Here is a 23,190-nt window from a genome sequence, read left to right on the forward strand (position 1 = left end):
GCCCCCGCTCGACGGCATCATTGCCTTCCTGCTGTCCCGCCCGGAGGATTCATGACCCCGCCCGTCTCGCCCGGCCCGTACGGCGCCTCGCACCACATGCCGTACGGGAGTGAAGGCGACCAGCCACTGGTCCGTCCCTACGCCATGACGGGCGGCCGGACCCGGCCGCGCTACCAGCTCGCCATCGAGGCGCTGGTCAGCTCGACCGCCGACCCGGCCCAGCTGGGCAACCTGCTGCCCGAGCACCAGCGGATCTGCCACCTCTGCCGTGAGGTGAAGTCGGTCGCGGAGGTCTCCGCGCTGCTGAACATGCCGCTCGGCGTGGCGCGGATCCTGGTGGCCGACCTGGCCGAGGCCGGGATGGTGGCGATCCATCAGCCGGGCGGCGGCGGCGAGGCCGGCGGAACGCCGGATGTGACACTGCTCGAAAGGGTGCTCAGTGGACTTCGGAAGCTCTAGCGGGACCACCGGTCGCGCCACGACCTCCGCGAAGATCGTGGTGGCCGGCGGTTTCGGCGTGGGCAAGACCACGTTCGTCGGCGCCGTCTCGGAGATCAGCCCGCTGCGCACCGAGGCCGTGATGACGTCCGCGTCCGCGGGCATCGACGATCTGAGCCACGTCCAGGACAAGACGACGACCACCGTCGCCATGGACTTCGGCCGCATCACGCTGGACGACGACCTGATCCTGTACCTGTTCGGCACCCCCGGACAGGACCGGTTCTGGTTCATGTGGGACGACCTGGTCCGCGGTGCCATCGGGGCGGTCGTCCTGGTGGACACCCGCCGCCTCGCCGACTGCTTCCCCGCCGTCGACTACTTCGAGAACAGCGGCCTGCCCTTCGTCATCGCCCTCAACGGCTTCCACGGAGAGCAGCCCTACTCCCCCGAAGAGGTGCGCGAGGCGCTGCAGATCGGGCCGGACGCGCCCATCATCACCACCGACGCGCGGCATCGGAACGAGGCGAAGAGCGCGCTCATCACGCTCGTCGAGCACGCCCTGATGGCGCGGCTGAAGTAGCCGGCGGGAGCGGGCGGCCGTGTGGGATCCGCCACGGGCCGCCCCCGGGCTTCATAACGTTTCGACAGAGAATTGACCGGGGCGCGACAGGCCCGCCACCACGGGCCGCAGCCGTCCGGTTCCCCTCCGCACATGTTTCGCCCGCCTTTTGGCGTCGCTCGCTCTTAATGCCCGTTTTATGTCGGGCGGATCCCCCCGGCCGTCGGCTCTGCCCACTGTTTGGAACGCACTGGTCCGGCGTGCTGGAATTTCCCGAACTGGGCCGTCGTGGCCCAGCCGAAAGACGGCACGACGTCCTCGACGTCGGTGCCGACGCCGAGAGGTTGTTGGACGAGTGAGGCGAAGAAAGACCGGCACCGCGCAGCAGGCGAAGGACGCGCGGGGCAACTTCACACCGCCGTCGCAGGCCGCGGTGGAGCCCTCGGACGTTCCCCGTACCCCCGTCGCGCCCAGTGGCGGTGGCGGACGGCTCTCTCCCCGCAACTGGCGGGTGGCCACCCGGCTGAACGCGATCCTCCTCATCCCGGTGCTGGTCGCCCTCGTCTTCGGTGGTCTCGGCATCAAGAACTCGGTCGACACCTGGACCGAGGCCGAGGACGCGGCCGACACCGCCCGTGTGGTGCGGGCCGCGGCCGACTACGCCCAGGCGATCGTCGACGAGCGCGACAAGAGCGTCATCCCCCTGCTGGCGAAGCAGCACGAGGACGAGAACGTCAAGAAGGCCCGGGAGACGACGGATTCCGCCCAGGCCGCCTTCAACGACACCGTCCGCTCCATGCCCGACACCCCCAGCCTGCAGCGCCGGCTGGCGGCGGTCCGGGACGCGGAGAAGAAGCTGCCGCAGATCCGGAAGACCGCCTACGCCTCCGAGGCCGCGAAGACCGAGGACGCGTACGGCTCCATCCAGCGTCCGCTGATGGCGTTCACCAACGAACTCGGCCTGGGCACCGGCACCGTCACCTCGTACGGCCGCATGGTCTACGCCGTCTCGCTGGCCAAGGCCGCCGAGTCGCTCCAGCGGTCCATGGGTACGCACCTGCTGGCCAAGCCGGACATGGCCGCCAAGGACCGGCGCTTCCTGCTGACCTCCTTCTCCTCGTACAACTTCCTCGAGTACATCGCCTCCGACGAGTACACGACCGGTGGTTCCCAGGAGGACATCGACCGGCTGAAGAACACGCTCAAGGAGAAGGCGCAGGTCGAGCAGCAGAACAAGATGGCGCTGGCCATCATGTCCGGCGAGTCGCCGGAGAAGCTGAAGGCCGTCGGCGTCACTCCTGAGTCCTGGTACACCACGGCCACCGGGAAGTTCGACGCCTACCGCGCCGTCGAGTCGCACCTCGCCGACCACGCGGTGGACCAGGCGTCGCAGGTCGCCTCCGACGCCCGCCGGGACGCGATCGTCAACGGCTCGATCATGATCGTCGCGCTGCTGGCCGCGTTCTTCGTCGCCGGGCGCATCGCCCGCTCGATGAGCCGCAGCATGCGCCGGCTGCGCGGTGCCGCCTTCGAGGTGGCCGAGCAGCGGCTGCCGGCCCTGGTCGACCAGCTCTCGCGCACCGAGCCGGGCCGGATCGACACCCGGGTGCAGCCCATCCCGATCGACACCAAGGACGAGATCGGCGAGGTCGCCCGCGCCTTCGACCAGGTGCACCGGGAGGCCGTCCGGCTCGCCGCCGAACAGGCGATGCTCCGGGGCAACGTCAACGCGATCTTCACCAACCTCTCCCGCCGCAACCAGAGCCTGATTGAGGGCCAGCTGGAGCTCATCACCGGGCTGGAGAACAACGAGGCCGACCCGGACCAGTTGGAGAACCTCTTCCGGCTCGACCACCTGGCCACTCGTATGCGCCGCAACGGCGAGAACCTCCTCATCCTCGCGGGCGAGGAGCCCGGCCGCCGCTGGGACCAGCCGATCCCGCTGGTGGACGTGTTGCGCGCGGCCTCCTCCGAGGTGGAGGCGTACGAGCGCATCGAGCTGGACGGCGTCTCGGAGGCCGAGATCCACGGTCTCGCCGTGACCGACCTCGTGCACCTCCTCGCCGAGCTGCTGGAGAACGCGACCACGTTCTCCTCCCCGCACACCAAGGTCCGCGTCAACGCCACGCGTCTGCCCGACGGCCGTGTGATGGTCGAGATCCACGACAAGGGCATCGGCCTCACCCCCGAGGACTTCGCGGACATCAACCACAAGCTGGCCAACCCGCCGACCGTGGACGCCACGGTCTCCCAGCGGATGGGTCTCTTCGTGGTCGGCCGGCTGGCCATGCGGCACGGCATCCGCGTCCAGCTCCGTCCCTCGGGCGAGCAGGCCGGCACCACCTCGCTGGTCATGCTCCCGGAGCCCATCACCCACGGTGGCGGTGGCGAGGACGAGCAGGCCGGCGACGACTTCACGGTCTCCCGGATCGTCCCGGAGCAGCAGGCCGGCACCGTCGGGCCGGCCGGCGGCGTCCGTACCGCCGCGGAACTGGGCTTCGACGACTCGCGCTACGAGCCGGGGGCGGCGGGTGCCCCGGTGCTCGACCCGCTCGGCCGCTCGCGGCTGCGCGAGGAGCGGCGGGCCGCCCTGGAGGGCGCCCTGGAGGCGCACACCTCCGCGCAGCCCGGGCACGACACCGGTGGGCACCAGGTGCCGTCGCACGACACCCGGCAGACTCCGTTCGCCCCGCAGGCCACGGGTGAGCAGCCGTATACGGAAGCCGCCTACAGCGAACAGGGCTTCACCGACCAGCAGACCTACGGCGACTTCAACGCCCCCGCCTACCAAGGTGAGTGGGGCGGGACGGCTCCGGAGGCCACTCCGTACCAGCACGGGTACGCGTCGGGTTACGGAGCGGAATCGGAATCTCAGCCGTCCGCTGACACGGCGCAGCCGGAGCGCGTAGAGTTCGACCGTCCGGGCCCCGCCACGAGCGGCCCTCCCTCGCTGACCGGGTCCGGTCTGCCGCGCCGCGATCGGCAGTGGCAGCAGCCGGAGACGGGCGAGGAGGCCACGAGGGGCGGCGCAGAACCGGACCGGTCCCAGCAGGACATCTCCCGGCCTCGGAACGAGGGGGACACGTCCGCCGGGCAGTCGGCCAACGACGAGCGCTGGCAGCGCGCCGAGCGGCTCCGGGTGCCGAAGGCGGACGGAACGACTTCCTCCGGTCTCCCGCGCCGGGTGCCCAGGGCCAATCTGGTCGAGGGCAAGGCGGTGGAGACCTCCCAGGGCGGCCCGCAGATATCCCGGGCACCCGAGGACGTCCGCGGCAGGCTCGCCAACCTGCGCCGCGGTGTCCAGCAGGGGCGCAGCGCGGGAACGGACTCCTCGGAGTTCCCCGCGATCACCGCGCAGGAGCAGCAGCAGCAACACGACCAGGGCTTCGGCCCCGGCGGCACCTACGAGCAGGAGCGTTAGTGTGAGCCCGATGAGCCAGGCGGCGCAGAACCTGAACTGGTTGATCACCAGTTTCGTGGAGAACACCCCAGGGGTGTCCCACACCGTCGTGGTCTCCGCCGACGGACTCCTTCTGGCCATGTCCGAAGGGTTTCCGCGGGACCGCGCGGACCAGCTGGCGGCGGTGGCCTCCGGCCTGACCTCCCTGACCGCGGGTGCCTCGCGCATCTTCGAGGGCGGCGCCGTCAACCAGACCGTGGTGGAGATGGAGCGCGGCTTCCTCTTCATCATGTCCATCTCCGACGGCTCCTCGCTGGCCGTGCTGGCGCACCCCGAGTGCGACATCGGCCTCGTCGGCTACGAGATGGCCCTGCTGGTCGACCGCGCGGGCAACGTGCTCACGCCCGACCTCCGCGCCGAACTGCAGGGGAGCCTTCTCAACTAGCAGAGAGACAGTGCGTTTCGCGCCACCGCGCCTTAAGGTGCGGTGGCGCGACCAGCAGCAGACAGGAAAGTCGGAGGAGGAGCCGTGGCAACGCCCCCAGGCGGTTACCCGTATGGCAATGACCAGCAGGAGAACCCGCCGCTGAACCGCTTCAACTTCCCCTCCGCGCCCACCCCCAGGGACCGGTCGGAGGCCCAGCACCCCTCACAGGTGCCCTACACCCCGCAGCCCCCGGTACCGCCGCACGCGGTGCCCGGCGGCGGGTACTCCCCGCCCAGCGCGCCCGGGCACGTCCCGACGGGCCATGTCCCGCCCCCCGCGGGGCAGGGCCGGCACGCGGGACAGGGGCCGCAGCACCGGCGTTCGGGGTCGCCGTCGGGTGGCAAGAGCAACCCGTTGGTCCGCCCCTACGCCATGACCGGCGGCCGGACCCGGCCGCGCTACCAGCTCGCCATCGAGGCGCTGGTGCACACCACGGCCCAGCCGGCCCAGCTCCAAGGGCAGTTGCCGGAACACCAGCGCATCTGCCACCTGTGCCGCGAGATCAAGTCGGTAGCCGAGATCTCGGCACTCCTCTCCATCCCGCTCGGCGTCGCCCGAATCCTGGTGGCCGATCTGGCCGAGGCCGGGCTCGTCGCCATTCATCAGCCCGGCGGCGACGCGTCCGCCGGCGGCCAGCCTGACGTGACACTGCTCGAAAGGGTGCTCAGTGGACTTCGGAACCTCTAGCGGCGAGGCAGCCCGCTCCACCACCAGCGCGAAGATCGTGGTGGCCGGTGGTTTCGGCGTGGGCAAGACCACGTTCGTCGGCGCGGTCTCGGAGATCAACCCGCTGCGCACCGAAGCCGTCATGACCTCCGCCTCGGCGGGCATCGACGACCTCACGCACGCGCCGGACAAGACCACGACGACCGTGGCGATGGACTTCGGCCGGATCACCCTGGACCAGGACCTGATCCTCTACCTGTTCGGCACGCCCGGACAGGACCGGTTCTGGTTCATGTGGGACGACCTCGTCCGCGGTGCCATCGGGGCGGTCGTCCTGGTGGACACCCGCCGCCTCGCCGACTGCTTCCCGGCCGTCGACTACTTCGAGAACAGCGGCCTGCCCTTCGTCATCGCGCTGAACGGCTTCGACGGGCACCAGCCGTACACTCCCGACGAGGTGCGGGAGGCTCTGCAGATCGGGCCGGACGCGCCGATCATCACGACGGACGCTCGGCACCGGAACGAGGCGAAGAGCGCGCTCATCACGCTGGTGGAGCACGCGCTGATGGCGCGCCTGCGGTAGCAGGCCGCGCGGGGCTGAGCCCCGAGGCGTCCCATCCGAAGGCCGGGCAGGTCGGAATCAGTCCTGCCTGGCCTTCGCGGCAGGTCGCGCGGCTTTTTCGCCGCGCCGGACACAGCCCGAGAAAGAGCGAAGGGGAAACCGAGTGTCTCGGGAATCTCTGGACTGACGACGGGGGACATCACCTTGGGGGGTGGCTTGTACGAGGATCCGCGTACACCACAGGAGTGGGAGGACGTGGCTCTGGAGCGTCGCACGGACGCCGTTGAGCTGCACAAGGCCGGTCGGCACCTGGCCTGCCTCTACTACCTAGGATTCACTGCCGAGTGCTTTGCCAAGGCGTTGTGCGCTGCTCGGGGCCGCGCAGTGCCCCGCGGCCGTGACGGACACAACGTGCTGGCGATTCTGGCTCAAGCGGGATTCAGCCCCCAGGTGCTGTCGCTGGAGGTGCGTAACTTTCTCACGGACCGCGACGTCGGCCTGCGCTACCAGTCGGCGCTGCCCGAGGATGTCACGATCGAGGACGAGATCAAAGCGGCCAATCGCTTCGCGAACTGGTGTACCACCCAGTTGCGACGTCGGGCGAAAGCGCACAGGAGGAACGCGCCGTGACACAGCCGGATGACATCAACCGTACGGAAAGCGCGTTGCGTGAAGCCCTCGGGGACGGAGTGCGTGTTACAGCAGACCCCTTTGCAGGAATCCGAGTCACCGCGATCTCGGACGTGTTCACCGGCATGACTCCGCGAGCGCGTCGCGAGCGTGTACAAGCGCTCGTACCGGCCGCCGACATCGTCCGGTACGACCTGATGACTCCCGACGAGGCGCGGTTCGTGGAGCGGGAGGATCTGGACGCCACGCCGGCCTTCGAGGAGCTTCCGCTGTGGCCGGAAGCCTTGGCGAACGCCCAGGCGGACGAGATCACGGTGCGCTTCCCCTCCGAGGACTACGGCACCCTCCCGTCCCCAGTGGTCTCCACTTTCTACTCGTTGCGCGGTGGCGTCGGCCGGTCCACCGCCCTGGCCCATGCCGCGCGTGTCATCGCCGGGCAGGGGCTCACGGTGCTGTGCATCGACATGGACCTGGAAGCCCCCGGCCTCGCTTCACTCTTCGATGTGGAGGACGACGTCACCGAGGGCACGGGGGTGGTTCCGCTCCTGGCAGCCGCGGAAGTCAGTGGCGAGATCGGCCCGCTCGACGAACACGTGGTGAGGGTTACCGAGGACGCAGAACTGTTCCTTCTCCCGGCCGGATGCCCCGGCGCGGAATACGCCCGGCTCCTGTCCCACCTCGACCCCTCGGCCTGGTATGGAGAAGACGAGATCAACCCCTTGCGGTTGCTTGTCGAGGCGGTATCCGGTCTGGCGGAACGGCCGGATGTGGTACTCATCGACTCCAGGACGGGTATCAGTCCACTGGCCGCTCCTTTGCTGTTCGACGTCTCGGACATCAATGTCATCGCCTTCTACCCACATCCGCAGGCGAAGGCAGGCACCCGGGCCCTTACCAGGGCCCTCCTCGCGGCGAAGTCCCGCCGGTCGACGGAGGGTAGTCCGTGCACGCCGGAGGTTCGCTTCGTCGTCTCTCCGGTCCCGGCCACTGTAGAAGTGCGGGCCCTGTATGCGGAGCGCGCTCAGGAGTGGATCACGGAGTGGCTTTCCGTGGCTCGGAATGCGGCAGGAGGGCCGGCCTTCGAGGCGCTGGAGGAGATCGTCCAGGTCATCGGGTACCAGGAGTCCCTGGCTGCCTCGGATTCCGTGATGCGTGTGCAAACCACGGAGGACTTCTCTGTTGTAGCCGACTGGATCACCGGGCTCGTCGAACCACGAGACGCACTCGGAGAGCAGTCGCGCGAGGTACCGGAGCCGAGCAAGGCGGAGGTGCTCGCCTCGCTGCACTTCGCCGGGGAGACCGCGGAAGACCAGGCGCTGGAGGAACTGCACGGCACCTTCCTGAGTACCGCCGATGTGGACCGGGCGCTCGCCCCGGAGAGTATCGTCGTCATCGGGCGCAAAGGCACCGGCAAGACAGCCGTGTTCCGTAAGCTCGCCGAAGAACAGACAGCCATCGTTGTGACCTGTCCAGCGGCGCTCGACACTCATCGGAGCTGGACTCCGGATTCGAATGTGTACTCGACCCTGGAAGCGGAGCTGCGAGAGCGAGGACTGGAGTGGCGTCAAGCATGGCCCGCACTCGTCGGCCTCGCCATCCTTCAGCACTTGCCCGAGGTTCCCCAGCCTGAGTGGACGTCAGGGCCCGTCGGAGTGCCCGCAACAGGCAGCGAATACCTCAATACGGATCTGCTCAACGATGTCAGCAGCCTGCTGTCCCACCCGCGGGCATCCCTGCTGGTAGGCCAGTGGCTACAAACCATCGATCGCTACCTGGACGGCGACCACGCACTTTTGTTCGACGCGTTGGACACGGGCTTCGGCAACAGCGACAACGACCGCCGACGACGCAACGACGGTGTGGCAGGCTTGTTGACGGTCGTCGGCACGCTCGGCCCCCAACTGCGCCGCTTGAAGTTCAAGGTGCTGCTGCGTGAGGACATCTGGCGCGAAGTGAAGGTGCCGAACAAGTCGCATCTCAGTGCCCGCGCCGCTCGGCTCAGCTGGTCGAACAAGATGGATTACCTCCGCATCGCCATCAAGCAGGCATGGCGGTCGGAACCCTTCCGGCAATTGGTGACCGCCCGTCTGAACAAACCGGATTTCCGGCTCGAAGCAACTCCAGTCGAGTATTGGCCGGAGGAGTTCGTCCGCAATGCCTGGGTGATCCTGGCCAGTGAGCGAGTGTCCGGCGGCCGTACCGCGTACACGGACAACTGGGTCTGGTCACGGCTTGCCGACGCCAACGGCGACCACGCGCCCCGCGCATTGGCTCAAATGATGACGGCAGCGGTCGCTCTGGAGCGAGGTTTCGAAGCAGGGAACAGCTATTCTCGATCTATCATCCGGCCCCGCGCGCTCGTCGAGTCTCTCGACATTGTCAGCGACTCGGCCTTGGACGCTCTTGAGCGTGATGAATTTCCCGAGCTGGAACCGCTCTTCAGGCGACTACGCGACATCGGCTCGACTCCTTTCGCGGCCGAACAGCTGGAAGGGACTTCACCCGACCTCGTCCGGCTCGCCCGCGACGTGGGGCTACTGGAGGAAATTTCCGGCCCACGGGACAAAGCGGAGCGCTATCGAGTGCCGGAGATGTACCGTAAGGCGCTCAATATGACCCGGAAGGGCCAAGCCTGACCCACGGCTGCCTGAGCACGAACTCCAGGCCCATCCGGCGTTTAAGGAGGAGCGCGCGGAGCGCGGTTTCGGGGGTGCGGGGGCTCGCCCCCGCAAGAAACGGGAAGGGGCGGGACTGGGGCATCCCCCGGCGAAGCCGAAAAGGGCCCCGCCCTCCTTACGGAGAGCGGGGCCCTTCGCGTGGGCGTCAGCCCTGCCAGCTGTGGGCGGCGGTGAAACCGCCGGAGCGCTCCAGGCGGCGCCAGGACGCCGCGGACCGCCGCGGACGGGGAACGGAAGCCGAGGACCCGGCGGACGCCCGAGCGAGCAGCACCGCCGTGACGGCGGCCAGCTCCTCCGGCCCGGCCGTCCCCTTCTCGACGCGAACAAGCGTGTCAGTCATGTCTGCTGAGTCCTTCGGTTACTGAGGCGGATTGCCGTGCTTGCGGGACGGCAGATCGGCGTGCTTCGTCGCGAGCATCGCCAGCGACCGGATCAGCACCTGCCGCGTCTCCACCGGATCGATGACGTCGTCCACGAGGCCGCGCTCGGCCGCGTAGTACGGATGCATGAGCTCGGCCTTGTACTCCTTGACCATGCGGGCCCGCATCGCGTCGGGATCGTCGGCGTCCGCGATCTGCTTGCGGAAGATGACGTTGGCGGCGCCCTCGGCGCCCATGACGGCGATCTCGTTGGTGGGCCAGGCGTAGGTGAGGTCGGCGCCGATGGACTGGGAGTCCATGACGATGTAGGCGCCGCCGTACGCCTTGCGCAGGATCACCGAGATGCGCGGCACGGTGGCGTTGCAGTAGGCGTAGAGCAGCTTGGCGCCGTGCCGGATGATGCCGCCGTGCTCCTGGTCGACGCCGGGCAGGAAGCCGGGGACGTCCAGGAGGGTGACGATGGGGATGTTGAAGGCATCGCACATCTGGATGAACCGGGCCGCCTTCTCGGACGCCTCGATGTCCAGGACGCCGGCCAGGGACTGCGGCTGGTTGGCGATGATGCCGACGACCTGGCCGTCGAGCCGGGTCAGGGCGCAGATGATGTTGGTGGCCCAGCGTTCGTGGACCTCGAGGTACTCGCCGTCGTCGACGATCTCCTCGATGACCTTGCGCATGTCGTAGGGGCGGTTGCCGTCGGCCGGGACGAGGTCCAGGAGGGCCTCGCCGGTGCGGTCGACTGGGTCCTCGCAGACGACCCGCGGCGGGTTCTCGCGGTTGTTCTGCGGGAGGAGGGAGAGCAGGTAGCGGACCTCCTCCAGGCAGGTCTCCTCGTCGTCGTACGCGAAGTGGGCCACGCCGGAGGTCTCGGCGTGCACGTCGGCGCCGCCGAGGCCGTTCTGGGTGATCTCCTCGCCGGTCACCGCGCGGACCACGTCCGGGCCGGTGATGAACATCTGCGAGGTCTCGCGGACCATGAAGACGAAGTCCGTGAGGGCGGGCGAGTAGGCCGCGCCACCGGCGCACGGGCCGAGCATCACCGAGATCTGCGGGATGACGCCGGACGCCTTGGTGTTGCGCTGGAAGATGCCGCCGTAGCCGGCGAGGGCGGAGACGCCCTCCTGGATGCGGGCGCCGGCGCCGTCGTTGAGCGACACCAGGGGCGCGCCGGCCGCGATGGCCATGTCCATGATCTTGTGGATCTTGGTGGCGTGGGCCTCGCCCAGCGCGCCGCCGAAGATCCGGAAGTCATGGGCGTAGACGAACACGGTCCGGCCGTGGACGGTGCCCCAGCCGGTGATGACCCCGTCGGTGTACGGCTTCTTCGCCTCCAGGCCGAAGCCCGTGGCGCGGTGCCGGCGCAGCGGCTCGACCTCGGAGAAAGAGCCCTCGTCCAGCAGCAGATCGATACGCTCGCGCGCCGTCAGCTTTCCCTTGGCCTTCTGTGCCTGGGTAGCCCGGTCGCTGGGACCACGCCGAACCTGCTCGCGGATGGCGTGCAGCTCGGCGACGCGCCCACGGACGTCACTCGCCTCTTCGGGCGCACCTTCGAGATTGCTCATGGATAGACGGTACGTGGGACCCGTGCCGGAACATCATGTCGACTCCGCACAAGGTAGTGCTCGATTTGGTGGGCAAGGAGCACAGAATCGCACTGCGCCCCTATCAGTTGTCCCTGTTCGTCTGGTCTTCCCACGCTGTGGGTAGTCCACAAAACCACTCGGACACACCGCCGTCCGGCCGGGGGCCGGGCGGGGTGTCAGCCGGTCTCGACCTCGCAGCGGTGGGGCAGGCACCGGGTTCCCGGGCGGATCCGCAGCCGCAGTCCGGGTCCGGTGGCACGTACCTGTACGGACGGGTCGTGGGACACCACCCGGCGCACCGGCCGCGCCCAGAGGAGGTCGACCGGCGCGCCCGTGCGCGGGGGCTCGGCGAGGTGGAGGGTGGCGCGCCGGCCCTGCCGGTGGACGAGGACGGCGGCGGGGGCGGTCACGGTGAGGGTGCCCACAGTGCCGGGGCGCCAGAAGGCGGCGGCGGTGAGGGCGGGCGTAGCGAGACGTACCGCCTGGACGTCCGCGGTGTTGGCGAGGACGGTCAGCCGGCCGTGGTCGGCGGCGCGCGCGGCGACGGCGGCCCGGCTCGCGCCGGGCATCAGCAGGTGGACGAGGGCGGCGCCTTCGGGGTCGGTGCCGTGCGGGTGCCAGAGGGTGAGGTAGCGGCGGGTGAGCGGGCGGGTGGAGCCGCCGGTGTTGACGTCCCGCCAGGTGCCGGTGCGGTGGTCGTCCAGGACGCGCACGGGCGCGCCGCCGGGGAGCACCCAGCCGCCGTGCCCCTCCAGGTGCAGCCAGTGGGCCCGGGGGAAGAAGGCGTCCCCCGTGCGGTACGCGCCGTCCACGGTGAGCCGGGGCGGGCCGGTGAGCCGCCGGTTGTCGAGCACGGTCTCGACGGGTGTGCCGTCGCGGGCGGTGACGCCGGCGGTGAGGCAGACGACTGCGTCGTCCGCGCACACCCAGGTCCTGCGCGCCTCCAGGGTGGAGCCGAGCCCCTTGAGGTGCTGGCCGAGGAGCGCGTACGTGCCGTCGGTGACGCCGCCGACCCAGCGGGCGTCGGGTCTCGGCTTGCCCCAGGCGCCGCCCTCGCCGTCGGCGAGGCGCTTGGCGGAGGCGGTGATGCCGGGGAGGCGGTAGGGGTCGACGGTGGCCCAGAACCCGTCGCCGTACTGGTCCTCGCCGCCGGGCCCCCACCAGAGGAGCATCCCGGCGCCGGTGTGCCAGCCGCGCGGGTTCTCGCCGTTGCCGTTCTCGTAGTGGGCGACGCGGTCGGAGGCCATGGCGAGGGCGGCGGTCCAGCCGGGGCGGCGGTGCACGGCCCGGTCCATGGCGGGGAACAGCCGGTGCCCGGCGGGCTCGGGTACGGCGGGTTCCGGTCCGGCGAGGACGGCCGCGAGCCGGGCCAGGTCGGCGGTGTCGAACTGGGGGTCGGCGAGGAGCGGGGCGGCCGGGTCGCGGGCGGCCCAGCCCTTGATCAGGCCGTGCCACCGGGCGCGCGCGGCGGCGGGCGCGCCCCCGGCGAGCAGGGCGATGGCCGCGACGAGGGCGTGGCCGCGCCGCCGGTCGCTCTGCGGCGGCCCGCCGTCGTCGGTCAGGCCCCGGCTGACGGCGCGGCCGGAGACGGTGTCCGCCACCAGCCCGTGGTGGATCAGCGGGACGAACGCCCGGTCTACGGCGTCGTGGACGAAGCGGCGGCTGGCGTCGGCGATGTCCCAGGCGGAGCCGCGCAGCAGGGCGAGGAGCCGGGCTAGGCCGTCGAGCAGCACCCAGCCGTAGGTGCCGGTGTAGGGGACGGCGGTGTGCTGGAGGAACGATCCGTCGGCGTACAGCCCGTCGCCGTGGTCGACGTGGGCGAGGACCGGGGTCAGCGCGTCGCGGGCGAGGGCGAGCTTCGCCGGCGCCTCCCCCAGGACGCCGCGGAGGGCGACGACGCGGCAGAGGTCGACGCGGTTGGCGCCGGTGCTGGTGCCGGTGTAGGCACCGAGCAGCGTGTCCGGGACGAAGTGGTCGACCGCCGCGAGCGCGTCGGCGCGGCGGGCGGGTCCGGCCTCCGCGTACAGCAGGGCGAGGGTGTCGAGCAGCAGGCGGGGGGTGCCGATCTGCCACTCCCACCAGTTGCCGTACCGCTCGGTGCCCGGGTGGTAGACGGTCCGGCGGACGTGGTCCAGGCCGGCGAGGACGTCGGCGGCGAGCGCCGCGTCGCCGGTGAGCCCGGTGCCGGGCTGGACGTAGGCGCGGGCCATGACGTGCAGCCGGGCGTGGCTGAGGGTGATGCCGGCGGGCGGATCAAAGGGGGCGTCGGGCCAGAGCGACCCGGGGGCGGGCCGCATCCGGGCCCGGTGGGCGTGCGCGGTCGCGCCGGTGCGGCGCAGGACCGCGCGGTACGGCTCGGCGGCCGGGTCGAGGCCGGTGCCGAGGAGGAGGTCACGCCAGCGGTGGCGGAGGGGAGTGAAGGGGTCACCGGGGGCGGGCGGGGCCCCCGCGACGGGGGCGGCGAGCGCCGTGGCGAGGAAGGCGCGGCGGGTCCAGGGTGGAGGCATGGTGGTCCTCACGGTGCGGGCGGGCTGCGCGGGACGGCCCACACGGTGCCAGGGCCCGGCGGGGCGGCGCAATGAGGCGGGTGCGAGCGCCGTCCGTTCCGCGCCGCTCCCCCGCCCCCCTGCGGCCAAGCCCGGCGCCCCGGCCCGGCGCCCCGGCCCGGCGCCCCGGCCCGGCGACCCGGCCCGGCGGCCCGGCCGGAATCGGCCTCCCGGCGCGTCGGCCCGGGCGCGGAGAATCCCGCCGGGGACCCCCCGATTAAGTTGAAAGCTGAACCAACCCGCAGTACGTTGGACACGGATCGAGCGATCGATCCGATCGACCCACCCCGCCGGCCCCGCCCGGCCGGCCGTCGACCCGCGAGGAGAACGCCATGGGCCCCTTCACCCGCAAGCCCGTCTCCGACACCGACGCCCCCGAGACCCCGGCCGCCACGAACCCCGCACTGGCCGCCCTCACCGGCGACTGGACCATCGACCCCGTCCACAGCACCCTCGGCTTCATGGTGCGCCACGCCATGGTCACCAACGTCCGCGGCTCCTTCCACGAGTACCAGGGCACGCTCCACCTCGACGGAACCGACCCCTCCCGCTCCACCGCCGCCATCGACATCACCGTCGCCAGCGTGGACACCGGCATGAAGGACCGCGACGCACACCTCCGGAAGGAGGACTTCTTCGACGTCGAACGGTTCCCGCTGATGACCTTCCGCTCCACCGCCGCACAGTCGCTGGGCGGCGACACCTACCGCCTGACGGGCGGCCTCACCATCAAGGACGTCACCCGCCCGGTCACCCTCGACCTAGAGTTCAACGGCTCGGCCGTCGACGCCTACGGCACCGAGCGCGTCGGGTTCGAGGGCTTCGCCGCGATCCAGCGCTCCGACTGGGGGCTGTCCTGGAACGCGGCCCTGGAGGCCGGCGGCGTCATGATCAGCGACAAGGTGAAGCTGCTCTTCGACATCTCCGCCGTCCGCGCCACGCCCCAGGGCTGACCCCCGGCCGGAAGCGCCGGACTCACTCCCGCGGTTCGACGCCCGCGCGCCACAGCCCGTACGCGTAGGCGTCGTCGAGCGCCTGCCAGGACGCGGCGATGACGTTCTCGGCGACGCCGACCGTGGACCACTCCCCGTCCTGGTCGCTGGTGGAGACCAGGACGCGGGTGATCGAGCCGGTGCCCAGGCTGCCCTCCAGGATGCGGACCTTGTAATCGGTCAGCTCCAGCCCGCCGAGCTGCGGGTAGAAGGGTTCGAGGGCCGAACGCAGCGCCCGGTCCAGGGCGTTGACCGGTCCGTTGCCCTCCGCGGTGGCGACGATCCGCTCGCCCTTGGCCCAGATCTTCACCGTCGCCTCGTTGGCGTGGGTGCCGTCGGGGCGGTCCTCGGCGATGGCGCGCCAGGACTCGACGCGGTAGTAGCGGAGCGCCCGGCCAGTCACCTCCTGGCGGAGCAGCAGTTCGAAGGAGGCGTCCGCTGCCTCGTACGTGTAGCCCTGCGCCTCCCGCTCCTTGACGCGCTCGACGACCCGGCCGACGAGTTCGCGGTCGCCGCCCAGGTCGATGCCGAGTTCCTTGCCCTTGAGCTCGATCGACGCCCGGCCGGCCATGTCGGAGACCAGCATCCGCATGGTGTTGCCGACCCGCTCGGGGTCGATGTGCTGGTACAGGTCCGGGTCCACCTTGATCGCGGAGGCGTGCAGCCCGGCCTTGTGCGCGAAGGCCGAAACCCCCACGTACGGCTGATGCGTGGACGGCGTCAGGTTGACGACCTCGGCGATGGCGTGCGAGACGCGGGTGGTCTCGGCCAGCTTGCCGGGCGGCAGCACCCGCCGGTCGTACTTGAGCTCCAGGGCCGCGACGACGGGGAAGAGGTTCGCGTTGCCGACGCGTTCGCCGTAGCCGTTGGCCGTGCACTGCACGTGCGTGGCGCCCGCGTCCACGGCGGCGAGGGTGTTGGCCACCGCGCACCCGGTGTCGTCCTGCGCGTGGATCCCGAGCCGCGCGCCGGTCGCCGCGAGGACCGCCGAGACGGTCTCCGCCACCTGCGCGGGGAGCATGCCGCCGTTGGTGTCGCAGAGCACGACCACGTCGGCGCCCGCCTCGTGCGCGGCGCGGACCACCGCGGTGGCGTACGCGGCGTTCGCCCGGTGGCCGTCGAAGAAGTGCTCGCAGTCGACGAACACCCGCCGGCCGTGCGCCCGCAGGTGGGCGACGGTCTCCCGGACCATCGCCAGGTTCTCCTCCAGCGTGGTGCGCAGGGCGAGTTCGACGTGCCGGTCGTGTGCCTTGGCGACCAGCGTGACGACCGGGGCGCCGGACGCGAGCAGCGCGGCCACCTGCGGGTCGTCCGCCACCCGGACGCCCGGCTTGCGGGTGGCGCCGAACGCGACGAGCCGGGCGTGGCGGAAGGTGATCTCCTCCCGGGCGCGCCGGAAGAAGTCGGTGTCCCGCGGGTTGGCGCCCGGCCAGCCGCCCTCGATGAAGCCCACGCCGTAGTCGTCCAGGTGCCGGGCGATGGTGAGCTTGTCCGCCACCGTGAGGTTGATGCCCTCGCGCTGCGCGCCGTCGCGGAGCGTGGTGTCGAAGACGTGGAACGCGTCGGACGGCGCCGCCTCGGGGGCGTCCGTGAGGGTGTCCGTCATGCTGCTGAGGCTCCTGTCGGGATCTCGGTCTACCGGAATGACCGGCTCCACCGTCCCTCCATGGTCCCGCGTGCTCCGCTCCCGGCTGAAGGTGGGCCGGAAACGAAAAAACCCCTCGCGGGTGCGAGAGGTCTGCGCGCGGGTCGGGGACGAGGGTGGCCGTGCCGTACCAGGTGCGTACGGAACGGTCACTGCGGACCGGCGCGCCTGCTGCCCGTAATCATGGCGAGCGAGAACACGTGACGCAGTCTTGCACAACCGCCGCCGCGGGAGCGGCCCCGTCTCGCCATCCGGGCAGCGGTGGACCTCCGGGCGCGGCGACCGGCCGCCCTCCCGATCCCTCCGGTTTCACCCTCTATGCGCGCCGCGCCCGGCACGCGACGTCGCGCCGTCCCGACCTGGTGCGATCGGTTCGGAATTCATCATTCCAATATCCGGCCGCGGGAATAAAACAGCGGGTGCCGTCGACGGGAAAAGGCTGTTGATCAAGCCGGGAGATCCCTGTTACCGTCCCCAACAGGAAGGAGGCCACATGAAGAAGAACTACATGAAGCCGACCCTGTTCAAGCAGGGCGACTTCACCAAGAAGACCGCCGGCTGGTTCATGAGCAAGAAGTCGGAAACCCTCACCTGGCGTATCGGCGGGTCGTGATCCTGAAATGAAGATGCCCGACCACATGGGTGACTTTTTCACGGTGCTACCGGACCATGCGGAAGGTCGGTCTGTGGTCGGGCACCTTTCCGGGGGGAGCGGGGGGCCGGCCGGACTGACGACGGTCCCCCACCCCTCCGGACGGCCGTGGGTCGTCGCCCGGAGTTCCTGGCGCCACGTCAGCCATCTGTCCCGCGGAGACGCCGCCCTGGTCCTGATCGGCCCCGGCCGCGTCCCCGACCGGGTGCTCGCCGACCTCCTGGACCGCGCGCGGAACAGCGCCGACCTGGACCGGCTGCTGCGCCGGCTGCCCGGCGCGCACCACGTGATCTCGTCGTTCCGCGGCGGGATACGGGTCCGGGGCACCGCCTCCGGACTGCGCCGCGTGTACCACTGCCGGTACGGCGGCCTCCGTATCGCCTCCGATCGCGCCACCGTCCTGGCCGGCCTGTCCGGCGCGGAGATCGACGAGGGTGCGCTCGCGCTGCGGCTGCTGGATTTCGTCCCGCACCCACTGCGCCACCGTACGCTCTGGCACGGCGTGGAAGAAGTGGAACCGGAGTTCTCCCTCACTTTCCGCGACGGTCCTGGATACCGAATAAGCCGGTGGTGGAATTCTCCCCGTCCACACCTTTCCATGGCGCACGGAAAGGCCGCTGTCGCGGCCGCGCTCATGAATTCCATAAAGGAATACACGGACGGCCGTGACCGCGTCAGCAGCGATCTTTCCGGCGGTCTGGACTCCACCTCCGTCGCCTTTCTCGCCCGGGAGGCCGGCGTCGGCGACATGCTGGCGGTGACGGTCGCCGGACGGGACGCCTTCGCCGAGGACGAGCGCTGGGCGCGGCGCGCGGCGGAGGAGTTCCCGGGGCTCGCCCACCACGTCGTCCCCTCCGACGCGTACCCGCTGTTCTTCGCGGGCCTCGGCACCCCCGCCGAACCGCTGGACGAGCCCTGCTACCTCGCTCCGGCCCGCGAGCGCGCGCGGGCGATGCTGGAGCCCGCGGTCCGCGCGGGGTCGCGGATGCACCTCACCGGCCACGGCGGCGACGAGCTCTTCATCGGCGTTCCCGCCGCCTACCGCGACCTCTTCGCGCACCGGCCGCTGCTGGCGTGGTCCCGGCTCAACGCCACCCGCCACCTGCACGGATGGCCCTTGCTGCCGACCCTGCGGCAGCTGCTCGCCCGTCCGCGGTACGGCTCCTGGCTGACCCACTCCGTGACCCGCGAGCCCCTCCTGGGGGCGCGCACCCCACTGCTGGGCTGGGGGCCCACACAGTCCGTCCACCCGTGGATCACCGCTCGCGGGCGGCGGCTGATCCGCGCCGGATACCTGTCGGCGGCGCGGCGGGCCCGGCCCCTGGCCCCCGGGCCGGGGCGCCATACGGAACTCGACGTGATCAGGGCCGGCGCCCGCGCCTTCCAGGCCCTGGAGGACCTGGGCGTCGCCATGGGCGTCCCGGTGGCCGCGCCGTTCTTCGACGACCGGGTGATCGAGGCGGTGCTGTCCGTCCGGCTCGAGGACCGCATGGACCCCGCGCGGTACAAACCGCTGCTGGTCGAGTCCCTGCGCGGCCTGGTGCCCGACGTGCTGCTCGACCGGACGACCAAGGACGAGATGTCGCAGGACCAGGCGCTCGGCCTCCGGCGGCATGCCCCGGACCTGCGCCGGCTCTGGACGGACTCGCGGCTCGCCCGGCGGGGGCTCGTCGACGCGGACCTGCTGGTCCGGCTCGCCGACGAGCCGGACACTCCCCTCCTCCAGGAGAACTCCCTCTGGACGGTGGTCGCCTGCGAGACCTGGCTGCGCGCGATCGAACACCGGGAACGTCCCGGGGCGGACCAGGCGAACCGGACGACCACCCAGGAAAAGGAAGGCACATGAGACTCAGAAACGGCGTCGCCCTCACCTCGACCGACTACGGAGCCGTCCTCCTCGACGAACGCGACGGCACCTACTGGCAGCTCAACGACAGCGGCGCCGTCATCGTGAGCGCGCTCGCCGAGGGGCTCGCCCCGGGCGCCGTCGCCGAGCGGCTGGCGGCCGAGTTCGACGTCGACGCCGCCGAGGCCGAGGCCGATGTCCGGGAGCTCGTCCGCCGGCTCGTCGAGGCGAAGATCGTCCGGCCATGACCACGGAGATGACCATGCCCGCCCGGGGCGCCGGGCGGGGCGGGATCACCCTGCGGGCGGTGATCGCGCTCGCCTTCCTGCTGGCCAGGCTGCGCCCCGGACGGCTCCGGAAGCTGCTGACGCTGATCAGCCGGGGCGCCCGCCCCGCGCACCACGCCGAGGTCCTGGAGGTGTACCAGGCCGTGGTCGGCACCAGCCGCCGCTGCGCCGGCTGGTACGGCTGCCTGCCGCGCTCCGTCGCCATCGCCCTCGTCTGCCGGCTGTCGGGCACCTGGCCCGACTGGTGCGCCGGCGTCCGGAGTTCACCGCCGTTCGCGGCCCACGCCTGGGTGGAGGCCGACGGTGAGCCGGTCGGCGAGCGCGGCCGGTCCGAGGACTTCCGGCCGCTGATGACCGTGACCGTACGAGGATGACCGTGACCGTACGAGAAGGAGGTTCCGGTGCGGGAGACCGGCGAGGGCCCGGCCGACGAGGGGCGTGAGCCGAAGCCGCTGCGGCTGCTGTTCGGCCATCTGCGGCCGCACTGGCGGACGTTGGCGCTCGGCGGCGTGCTGTCCCTGCTCGGCGCGGGTGCCGGGCTGGCCATGCCCCTGATGGCCAAGTACGTCGTCGACGCCCTCGGGGAGGAACGGTCGGCGTCGGGACCCCTGACGGCCCTCACCGCCGTCGCGGTCCTCGGCGCGGGCGCGACGGCGGGCGCCGGCTACCTCTTGGGCCGGACCGGGGAGAACATCGTCCTCGGCGCCCGGCGGCGGCTCGTGGGGCGCGTGCTGCGCCTGGGGATACCGGCCGTCGACCGGCTCACCCCGGGCGACCTGCTCACCCGGGTCACCAGCGACACCACCCTCCTCCGGACGGCGCTCACCACCAGCGTCGTCGAATCGGTCACCGGCGTCTGCACGCTGGCCGGCGCGATCGCCTTCATGGCGGCCCTGGACGGCGTCCTCCTCGGCGTCACCCTCCTCGTCATCGGCGCCGTCGCCGGCGTCTCCGCCCTGCTCATGCCCAGGATCCAGCGGGCGCAGCGCCGGGCCCAGGAGGCTGTCGGCGAGATGGGGTCGGCGCTGGACCGCGCCCTCCAGGCGTTCCGCACGGTCAAGGCCAGCGGCGCCGAGGAGCGGGAGACCGGCGTCGTGGGCGAGGCGGCGGCACGGGCCCGGGACCGGGGGGTGACCGTGGCCGGCTGGACCGCGCTGACCGGCGCGTCGGTCCTGATGGCCGTCCAGCTCGCCTTCCTGAGCGTGCTGGCGGTCGGCGGTGCGCGCGTGGCGTCCGGGGCGCTGGAGGTGTCGGCGCTGATCGCCTTCCTGCTGTACCTGTTCTACCTGGTGTCGCCGCTCGGCCAGCTCGTCGAGAGCTGGGCCGCCGTACAGCAGGGACTCGTCGCGGTCGGACGCGTCCACGAGATCGAGGCGCTGCCCGGCGAGCCGGCCGGCACCGCCCCCGCCGCGAGCGCGACAACGGCCACGGGACCGGTCGGACTCCGGTTCGACGACGTGGTCTTCCGGTACGGGGACGACCGCGGGCCGGCCCACGACGGCGTGACCTTCGAGGTGCCCGCCCGGGGCATGACCGCACTCGTCGGCCCGTCCGGTGCGGGCAAGTCGACGGTGTTCGCCCTCCTGGAGCGGTTCTACGACCACCAGTCGGGCACCATCACCGTCGACGGCCGCGACATCCGCGACTGGCCGCTGGCCGAACTCCGCGCCTCCGTCGGCTACGTGGAACAGGACGCGCCGGTCCTGGCCGGAACCCTGCGGGACAACCTGCTGTTCGCCGCCCCCCGGGCCACACCCGACGAACTCCTGCGCGCGGTGGCGCGCACCGGCCTCGACGAGCTCGTCGCCCGGCTGCCCGAGGGCCTCGACACCCCGGTCGGACACCGGGGCACCGCGCTCTCCGGCGGCGAGCGCCAGCGGGTGGCGATCGCACGGGCGCTGCTGCGCAAGCCGCGCCTGCTCCTCCTGGACGAGGTGACCTCGCACCTCGACGCGGTCAACGAGCAGCGGCTGCGCGACGTCGTCCTGGAACTGGCCGCCGAGACCACCGTCCTGGTGATCGCCCACCGGCTCTCCACCGTCGTACGCGCCGACCGCATCGTGGTCATGGAGGCGGGCCGGGTCCGCGCGGTCGGCGGCCACGAGGAACTCGTCGGCTCCGACGACCTGTACCGCGAACTGGCCACCACCCAGCTGGCGGCGGACCCGTCCGGCGCGCCGTAGGGCTCAGGCGAGGGGAGCCGCGGCGCGGCCCGGCTCCTCCGTGCCCGGCTGTTCCTCGCCCGGCCGCCCGCCGACCCGCTTGAGGTCGATGTCCCGGGTCTCCCGCATCGTCAGGTACACCACCAGCGACACGGCCGCGCAGCCCGCCACGTACCAGGAGAACCCCGACTCGATCCCGCTCTTCTTGAACCACAGCGCCACGTACTCCGCCGTGCCGCCGAACGCCGCATTGGCGATCGCGTACGGCAGCGCGACGCCGAGGGAGCGGACGCCGGTCGGGAAGAGCTCCGCCTTCACACAGGCGTTGATGGAGGTGTAGCCGGTGACCACGATCAGGGCGAGCAGCGCGAGACCGAGCGCGGGCCAGAACGAGCCGGCGTGCTTCAGCAGCGTCATGATCGGCACGGTGAGGAACGTCGAGCCCACCGCGAACGTGATCAGCAGCGGCCGGCGGCCGATCCGGTCCGAGAGCGCGCCCGCGAGCGGCTGGAGACAGGCGAAGACCAGCAGCGCGCAGAAGCTGACGAGGGTGGCGGTCTGCTTGGGCAGCCCCGCGGTGTTGGAGAGGTACTTGGTGAGGTAGGTGGTGTACGTGTAGTACGCGACCGTGCCGCCCATCGTCAGCGCGATCACCAGCAGCGCCTCGCGCTTGTGCCGCAGCAGGGCGCGGACCGTGCCGCGTTCGCCCTGCGGGGTGTCGTCCGCCTCCTGGTACGTCTCCGTCTCCAGCATGTTGCGCCGCAGGTAGAAGATGACGGCCGCGCCGAGGGCGCCGACGACGAACGGGATCCGCCAGCCCCAGTCGTGCAACTGCGCGGAGGTCAGGGTGTGCTGGAGCACGATCAGCAGCCCCAGGCCCAGGAGTTGGCCGGCCGTCATGGACACGTACTGGAAGCTGGACGCGAACCCCCGGCGGCCCGGCGCGGACGCCTCGGTGAGGTACGTGGCACTGGCCGCGTACTCGCCGCCCACCGACAGCCCCTGCAACAGCCGCGCCACCAGCAGGACGGCGACCCCGCCGTACCCCGCCACCCCGTAGGTGGGCGCGGCGGCGATCAGCACCGCCGAGGCGGACATCAGCGTCACGGTCAGCGTCAACGCCGCCTTCCGCCCCCGCCGGTCCCCCACCCGCCCGAGCAGCCAGCCGCCGACCGGCCGCATGAAGAAGCCGACGGCGAAGATGCCGGCGGTGTTCATGAGTTTGGCGGTGTCATTGCCCTCGGGGAAGAAGGAGCCCGCGAAGTAGGTCGCGAAGCTGGCGTAGACGAACCAGTCGAACCACTCGACCATGTTGCCGGCCGAGCCGATCCAGATCTTCTTCCAGTGCTGTTCCATGCAGGGCACGGTGGCGGAAGGGTGTGGTTTCGGACAAGGGGTCCGTGGCAACGATCGCGCTTACATGCGTGCGTTGTGGTCGCGGGTTGACGTGCCCCGGTCCCGCCCTTTCTCCGTTTCCCGGGGCTGCGCCCCGGACCCCCTTGTCGCGGCTCCGCCAGTCGTCCTCAAACGCCGGACGGGCTGAAATCAGCCCGTCCGGCGTTTGAGGACAACCGCGCGGAGCGCGGTTTCGGGGGTCCGGGGGCTTGCCCCCGGGAATCGGTGAAGGTGGGGGTCCCCCCTCTGGGGGAGGGACCGAGGCAACCCCACCACCGG

Annotated in this window: 19 protein-coding genes; 14 read left to right on the top strand and 5 right to left on the bottom strand. The window is 71.2% G+C overall.

The genetic code is table 11. From position 1 onward, the window contains the following. Positions 1 to 51 precede the first annotated feature (51 nt). From K7I03_RS09120 to K7I03_RS09155, 8 genes are all read left to right on the top strand, one after another. A complete protein-coding gene (locus K7I03_RS09120; RefSeq protein ID WP_185941253.1) occupies positions 52 to 459 on the top strand; it encodes a DUF742 domain-containing protein in 408 nt (135 codons plus the stop codon). Then, on the top strand, positions 440 to 1,021 hold the full coding sequence (locus K7I03_RS09125; RefSeq protein WP_185941252.1) for a GTP-binding protein: 582 nt from the start codon (positions 440 to 442) through the stop codon (positions 1,019 to 1,021). The genes K7I03_RS09120 and K7I03_RS09125 overlap by 20 nt, the downstream gene beginning before the upstream one ends. 334 nt (positions 1,022 to 1,355) lie before the next feature. Further along, positions 1,356 to 4,421, top strand: a complete 3,066-nt coding sequence (locus K7I03_RS09130; RefSeq protein ID WP_185941251.1) for a sensor histidine kinase — start codon at positions 1,356 to 1,358, stop codon at positions 4,419 to 4,421. A 1-nt stretch (position 4,422) separates the two neighbouring features. Continuing rightward, a complete protein-coding gene (locus K7I03_RS09135; protein WP_049717348.1) occupies positions 4,423 to 4,845 on the top strand; it encodes a roadblock/LC7 domain-containing protein in 423 nt (140 codons plus the stop codon). An 84-nt stretch (positions 4,846 to 4,929) separates the two neighbouring features. After that, entirely contained in the window at positions 4,930 to 5,574 is a 645-nt protein-coding gene (locus K7I03_RS09140) for a DUF742 domain-containing protein (protein ID WP_185941250.1), read from the top strand. Further along, positions 5,555 to 6,136: a GTP-binding protein gene (locus tag K7I03_RS09145; protein WP_049717346.1), complete on the top strand. Its 582-nt coding sequence runs from the start codon at positions 5,555 to 5,557 to the stop codon at positions 6,134 to 6,136. Before K7I03_RS09140 ends, K7I03_RS09145 begins: the two co-directional genes overlap by 20 nt. Positions 6,137 to 6,370: 234 nt before the next feature. Next, a complete protein-coding gene (locus K7I03_RS09150) occupies positions 6,371 to 6,745 on the top strand; it encodes a HEPN domain-containing protein (RefSeq protein WP_185941249.1) in 375 nt (124 codons plus the stop codon). After that, positions 6,742 to 9,381 (top strand): KGGVGR-motif variant AAA ATPase, encoded by a 2,640-nt coding sequence (locus K7I03_RS09155; protein WP_185941248.1) that lies wholly within the window; start codon positions 6,742 to 6,744, stop codon positions 9,379 to 9,381. Before K7I03_RS09150 ends, K7I03_RS09155 begins: the two co-directional genes overlap by 4 nt. 187 nt (positions 9,382 to 9,568) lie before the next feature. Here K7I03_RS09155 and K7I03_RS09160 read toward each other — a convergent pair whose 3' ends face one another. The 3 genes from K7I03_RS09160 to K7I03_RS09170 form a co-directional block, all read right to left on the bottom strand. After that, positions 9,569 to 9,763, bottom strand: a complete 195-nt coding sequence (locus tag K7I03_RS09160; protein ID WP_185941247.1) for an acyl-CoA carboxylase subunit epsilon — start codon at positions 9,761 to 9,763, stop codon at positions 9,569 to 9,571. 18 nt (positions 9,764 to 9,781) lie between these two features. Beyond that, the gene (locus tag K7I03_RS09165; RefSeq protein WP_185941246.1) at positions 9,782 to 11,365 is read right to left on the bottom strand and encodes an acyl-CoA carboxylase subunit beta; all 1,584 of its coding nucleotides are present in this window, start codon (positions 11,363 to 11,365) and stop codon (positions 9,782 to 9,784) included. 197 nt (positions 11,366 to 11,562) lie between these two features. Beyond that, positions 11,563 to 13,893, bottom strand: a complete 2,331-nt coding sequence (locus K7I03_RS09170) for a polysaccharide lyase 8 family protein (RefSeq protein WP_185941245.1) — start codon at positions 13,891 to 13,893, stop codon at positions 11,563 to 11,565. A gap of 371 nt (positions 13,894 to 14,264) precedes the next feature. Between K7I03_RS09170 and K7I03_RS09175 the strand changes: the two genes are divergently transcribed. Then, on the top strand, positions 14,265 to 14,885 hold the full coding sequence (locus K7I03_RS09175) for a YceI family protein (RefSeq protein WP_185941244.1): 621 nt from the start codon (positions 14,265 to 14,267) through the stop codon (positions 14,883 to 14,885). A gap of 22 nt (positions 14,886 to 14,907) precedes the next feature. Here K7I03_RS09175 and cimA read toward each other — a convergent pair whose 3' ends face one another. Next, positions 14,908 to 16,530 (bottom strand): citramalate synthase, encoded by a 1,623-nt coding sequence (cimA, locus tag K7I03_RS09180; RefSeq protein ID WP_185941243.1) that lies wholly within the window; start codon positions 16,528 to 16,530, stop codon positions 14,908 to 14,910. Positions 16,531 to 17,062: 532 nt separating this feature from the next. Between cimA and K7I03_RS09185 the strand changes: the two genes are divergently transcribed. The 5 genes from K7I03_RS09185 (at position 17,063) to K7I03_RS09205 (ending at position 21,537) form a co-directional block, all read left to right on the top strand. Further along, entirely contained in the window at positions 17,063 to 17,182 is a 120-nt protein-coding gene (locus K7I03_RS09185; RefSeq protein ID WP_185941242.1) for a keywimysin-related RiPP, read from the top strand. Between the two features lie 73 nt (positions 17,183 to 17,255). Further along, on the top strand, positions 17,256 to 19,067 hold the full coding sequence (locus tag K7I03_RS09190; RefSeq protein ID WP_224346965.1) for an asparagine synthase-related protein: 1,812 nt from the start codon (positions 17,256 to 17,258) through the stop codon (positions 19,065 to 19,067). Then, positions 19,064 to 19,315 carry a lasso peptide biosynthesis PqqD family chaperone gene (locus K7I03_RS09195; RefSeq protein WP_185941240.1) on the top strand — a complete coding sequence of 84 codons (252 nt, stop codon included), beginning with the start codon at positions 19,064 to 19,066 and terminating at the stop codon, positions 19,313 to 19,315. Before K7I03_RS09190 ends, K7I03_RS09195 begins: the two co-directional genes overlap by 4 nt. After that, a complete protein-coding gene (locus K7I03_RS09200; RefSeq protein WP_185941239.1) occupies positions 19,312 to 19,728 on the top strand; it encodes a lasso peptide biosynthesis B2 protein in 417 nt (138 codons plus the stop codon). The genes K7I03_RS09195 and K7I03_RS09200 overlap by 4 nt, the downstream gene beginning before the upstream one ends. A gap of 27 nt (positions 19,729 to 19,755) precedes the next feature. Continuing rightward, positions 19,756 to 21,537 carry an ABC transporter ATP-binding protein gene (locus K7I03_RS09205; protein WP_185941238.1) on the top strand — a complete coding sequence of 594 codons (1,782 nt, stop codon included), beginning with the start codon at positions 19,756 to 19,758 and terminating at the stop codon, positions 21,535 to 21,537. A 3-nt stretch (positions 21,538 to 21,540) separates the two neighbouring features. On the opposite strand, the gene K7I03_RS09210 is transcribed toward K7I03_RS09205, so the two are convergent. Continuing rightward, on the bottom strand, positions 21,541 to 22,872 hold the full coding sequence (locus tag K7I03_RS09210) for an MFS transporter (protein WP_185941237.1): 1,332 nt from the start codon (positions 22,870 to 22,872) through the stop codon (positions 21,541 to 21,543). Between the last annotated feature and the right edge of the window lie 318 nt (positions 22,873 to 23,190).

Origin of the sequence: Streptomyces mobaraensis (genome assembly GCF_020099395.1) — a bacterium.
GTDB lineage: Bacteria > Actinomycetota > Actinomycetes > Streptomycetales > Streptomycetaceae > Streptomyces.